The sequence below is a fragment of the Kitasatospora sp. NPDC087314 genome, assembly GCF_044744365.1.
Taxonomy (GTDB): Bacteria; Actinomycetota; Actinomycetes; order Streptomycetales; family Streptomycetaceae; genus Kitasatospora.
The window spans coordinates 1-4,912 of sequence record NZ_JBIUYE010000039.1 but is presented as its reverse complement, the minus strand read 5'-3'; the positions used below and the strand labels follow the sequence as shown (position 1 = coordinate 4,912).

At 72.9% G+C, this 4,912-nt stretch carries 1 protein-coding gene; it reads right to left on the bottom strand.

Annotation, left to right across the window (positions count from 1 at the left end):
• On the bottom strand, nucleotides 1-4,912 hold a 4,912-nt coding region (locus tag ACIO5E_RS39530), incomplete at both ends, for a type I polyketide synthase (protein ID WP_400677533.1).

Genomic DNA, 4,912 nt, shown 5'->3' with positions numbered 1-4,912 from the left:
TGTTGATGGCGGCGATGTCGACGAGGTGTTCGTGGCCGTGGAGGTGGGGGCGGATCTCGTCTTCGGTGGTGTTGATGGCGACCATGGCGCCGCCTGGGGGGAGGGATTGCATGAGGCGGGCGCGGTGGGTGATGAGGGTGGCGGCGTCGGTGAGGGTGAGGATGCCGGTGATGTGGGCGGCGGCTATTTCGCCGATGGAGTGGCCGGTGACGATGTCGGGGGTGATGCCCCAGTGTTCCCAGAGGCGGTAGAGGGCGACCTGGAGGGCGAAGAGGGCGGGTTGGGTGTACTGGGTCTGGTTGAGGAGGTCGGGGTCGTCGCCGAAGACGATGTCGCGTAGCGGGTGGGGCAGTTCGATGGCCGCGCAGACCGCGTCGAAGGCGTCGGCGTAGACGGGGTAGGTGTCGTAGAGTTCGCGGCCCATGCCGAGTCGTTGGCTGCCCTGGCCGGAGAACACCATGGCCAGGGTCCCCTCGCCACTCCGGCCGGTGATCACGTCGGGAGTGGTGCGTCCGTCGGCGAAAGCCTGCAGTGCCTGGCGGCGGGCCTGCGGATCACGGCTGACCACGACGGCTCGCTCGGCGAGCAGGGTCCGGCTGGTGGCGAGTGAGTAGCCGGTGTCCAGCTCCGAAGTGTCGTCGGTGAGGGCGTCCGCGAGCCGGGACGCCGTGTCACGCAGCGCCTGCTCGTCGCGCGCCGAGATGATCCACGGCACCACGGGCGGAACGGAGCCCGCACGCTCCTCCGGCTCCTCCGCGACGGGCGGCTGCTCCAGGATGACGTGGGCGTTGGTGCCGCTGACACCGAAGGAAGAGACACCTGCGCGGCGGGGGCGGTCGTGGGCGGGCCAGGGCTGCTGTTCGGTGAGGAGGGAGACCGCGCCCGCCGTCCAGTCGACGTGCGGGGTGGGCTCGTCGACGTGCAGGGTGCGGGGCAGCACCCCGTGCTGCATCGCCATCACCATCTTGATGACGCCGGCGGCGCCGGCGGCGGCCTGGGTGTGGCCGATGTTGGACTTCACCGAGCCGAGCCACAGGGGCAGTTCGCGGTCCTGCCCGTAGGCCGCCAGCAGGGCCTGCGCCTCGATCGGATCACCGAGACGGGTCCCGGTGCCGTGCGCTTCGACGGCGTCCACCTCCGAGGGCTGGAGGCCGGCGTTGGCGAGGGCCTGGCGGATGACCCGCTGCTGGGAGGGGCCGTTGGGGGCGGTGAGGCCGTTGGAGGCGCCGTCCTGGTTGACCGCCGAGCCGCGCACCACCGCCAGGACCGGGTGGCCCAGGCGCCGGGCGTCGGAGAGCCGCTCCAGGACGAGCAGCCCGACGCCCTCGCCCCAGCCGGTCCCGTCCGCGGCCGCCGCGAACGGCTTGCACCGGCCGTCGACCGCGAGGCCCCGCTGCCGGCTGAACTCCACGAACGGGGCAGGGGTGGACATGACGGTGACGCCGCCGGCCAGGGCCATGGTGCATTCGCCGTTGCGCAGGGCGTTGGCGGCGAGGTGGAGGGCGACGAGGGAGGACGAGCACGCGGTGTCGATCGTGACGGCGGGACCCTCCAGACCGAAGGAGTAGGCGACCCGACCGGACGCCACGCTTCCCGCACTGCCGTTGATCACGTACCCCTCGACCTCGGCGGGTACGTCGGTCAGGCGCGCACCGTAGTCGTGGTACATCACACCGGCGAACACCCCGGTCCGGCTGCCGCGCAACGACGTCGGGTCGATCCCCGCGCGCTCGAACGCCTCCCACGAGGCTTCCAGCAGCAGCCGCTGCTGCGGGTCCATGGCCAGCGCCTCGCGCGGGGAGATCCCGAAGAGGTCGGCGTCGAAGTCGGCGGCGTCCGGCAGGAACGCTCCCTCGGTGGAGATCACCGAACCCGGCCGGTCGCCCGTCGGGTCGTACAAGGCCTCCGGGGACCAACCGCGGTCGGACGGCATGGCCGTCACCGCGTCGCCGGCGGTGGAGACCAAGTCCCACAACGCTTCCGGTGAACTGCTACCGCCGGCGAAGCGGCAGCTCATCGAGACGATGACCACCGGATCGTCGGCCGGCGCGATGACCGGAGCAACCGGCGAGGGCTCCTGCGCCCGCTGCCCGTACAGCGCCTCCACGAGGTGCTCGGCCAGCGCCGCCGGATTCGGGTGGTCGAACACGATCGTGGCGGGCAGCCGCAGACCGGTGGCGTGGTTGAGCTGGTTGCGCAGGTCGACGGCGGCGAGTGAGTCGAAGCCGAGGTCACGGAACGCCCGGTTGGACGGTACCTGGTCGGTCGAGCCCAGCCCGAGGACCGCGGCCGCCCTGGTGCGCACCAGATCGAGCAGGAAGCCGGACCGACGATCGGCGGGCACGTCCGCCAACGGCCGGGTGTCGTCCCCGGGCAGCAGCGCCGCCGTACGGCGTACCGGTACGCGGATCAGGTCACGCAGCATCGGCGGAACCGGTCCGCCCAGCGCGGCCAGCGCCGCGGAGTCCACCCGTACCGGGACGACGGTCGCCGGGCAGCCGTCGCGCCAGGCGAGGTCGAACGATGCGAGGGCGGACTCGGTCGTCATCGGGGCGATGCCCAGTGCTGACAGCCTGCGGATGTCCGTGTCCGTCAACGTTCCGGTCAGAGCGCTGCGTTCGGCCCACAGCCCCCAGGCCAGCGAGACCGCGGCCAGACCCTGGTTCCGCCGGTGGTGGGCGAGCCCGTCGAGGAAGGCGTTCGCGGCGGAGTAGGCGGCCTGTCCGGCGGAACCGAGCACGCCGGCGGCCGAGGAGAACAGGATGAACCGGCGGACCTCGTGGTGACGCGTCAGCTCGTGCAGATGCATCGCCGCATCGATCTTCGGACGCAACACGTGGGCGACCTGGTCCGGGGTGAGGGACGTGAGTGCACCGTCGGCGAGCACCCCGGCGGCGTGGATCACCGCCGTCACCGGGTGGCTCGTCCGCGCCTCGTCGAACAGCCTGGCCAGTGCGTCGCGGTCGGTGACGTCGCACGCGACGATCTCCGCGTGCGCGCCGGCGGCCCGGAGTTCGGCGACCAGGTCCGCCGCACCCTCCGCGTCCGGCCCCTTCCGGCCGAGCAACAGCAGGCGCCGCACACCGTGGGTGGCGACCAGATGCCGGGCCACCCGGCGACCGAGCGTTCCCGTACCGCCGGTGATCAGCACGGTGCCGTCGGAGCCGGCGGGCGTTGCGGCGGGCTCGGTGGAGGCCGTGCGGACCAACGTGGGGAGCAGCGGGTTGCCGCGGCGAATCGCGATCTGCGGCTCCCCACTCGCGACGGTGGTCGGCAGGACCTGCTCGGAGGGTTCGGTGCCGTCGAGGTCGGCGAGCACGAACCGGCCCGGGTGTTCCGTCTGCGCCGACCGCACCATGCCCCACACCGTGGCGAGTCGGGCGTCGACGGTGTCGTCCGGCAGTGCCCGCACGGCCCGGTCCGTGACGAACACCAGCTGGGACTCCTCGAACGCGGGCTCGGCGAGCCACGTCTGGAGCAGCAGCAGCGTCCGCACCGCCGCGGCGTGCGCGGTCTCTGCCGAGGGCTCGCTGTCCCCCTCGTGTTCCCGGTCCAGTCGCGCGAAGACCAACGAGGGCGGCTCGGTGTCGTCGGCGACCAGCGGGGAGAGCTCGGCCGCGTCGAGCACGTCGACGTGCGTGACGATGTCCGCGGGCACCACGGGTGCCGTGGTGAACGCGCTCCACTCCACGCGCAGCGGGCCGCCGTCGCCGGCGCCGAGCCGGGCGATCTCGGCGAGATCCACCTGCCGCAGGATGAGCGCCCCGGCTTCCGCGATCAGCGCGCCGGCGGAGTCGAGGAGCGACAACCGGGCTTCGGTCGGGCTCACGGCGTGCAGGCGCACGCGTGCCGCGGTGGCACCCGAGGAGTACACGGTGAAGTCCCGCCACTCCCAGGGCAGCACGGACGGCGCCTCCGCGCCGGTGGAAGCGGCGAACAGCACGGTCTGGGCCGCCGCGTCGAGCAGACCCGGGTGCAGCGTGAACCGCCGTGCGGCCGCGCGCTGTTCCTCGGGCAGCGCGATCTCGGCGAACACCTCGTCGGTCCGGTGCCAGAGTGCGCGCAGCCCCTGGAAAGCCGGGCCGTAGGCGTATCCCCGCCCGGCCAGGTTCCGGTACCCGGACTCGACCGGTACGGGGGTGGCGTCGGCCGGCGGCCACGCCACGGCGGCCGGGACGGCCGGCGCAGCCGATCGCGACAAGGTTCCGCTCGCGTGCAGCGTCCACGGGTCGCCCTCCAGCGCGTCCTCCGGGCGCGCGTACACGGCGAGCGCATGGCGTCCGTTCCGGGGCCCGGAAACCTGCACCCGCACCTGGACACCACCGTGCTCGGGCACCACCAGCGGCGTCGTGAGGGTCAGCTCCTCGACGAGGTCGCAGCCGACCTCGTCACCGGCCCGCACCGCCATCTCCAGCACCGCCGTTCCCGGCAGCAGCACCACGTCGGCGATGGCGTGATCGGCCAGCCAGGGCTGCCGATCGAGCGCGATCCGCCCGGTGAACAGCGTCTCCCGGCCATCGGGGTGGTCGATCCGCGCCGACAGCAACGGATGGTCGAGCGCCGTCTGCCCGGCCGCCGCGAGGTCCGCGGCGCCGGTGCCCTGGTTCTCCATCCAGTACCGGGTGCGCTGGAAGGGGTAGGTGGGCAGGACGGTCCGCCGGCCACCCGGGTACTGCGCGGTCCAGTCGACGGGCAGGCCGCACACCCAGGCCTGTGCCGCGGACGTGAGCAGCCGGGCGAGCGTGCCGTCGTTGCGGCGCAGGGTCCCGATCACCGTGATGGCGTCGGAGGCCTCCGTCAAGGGAGCCGTGAGTACGGGGTGGGCGCTGGGTTCGATGAAGGTGGTGTGGTGGGTGGTGATGAGGGTGTGGGCGGTGGGGTGGAAGAGGACGGGGTTGCGGAGGTTGCGGTA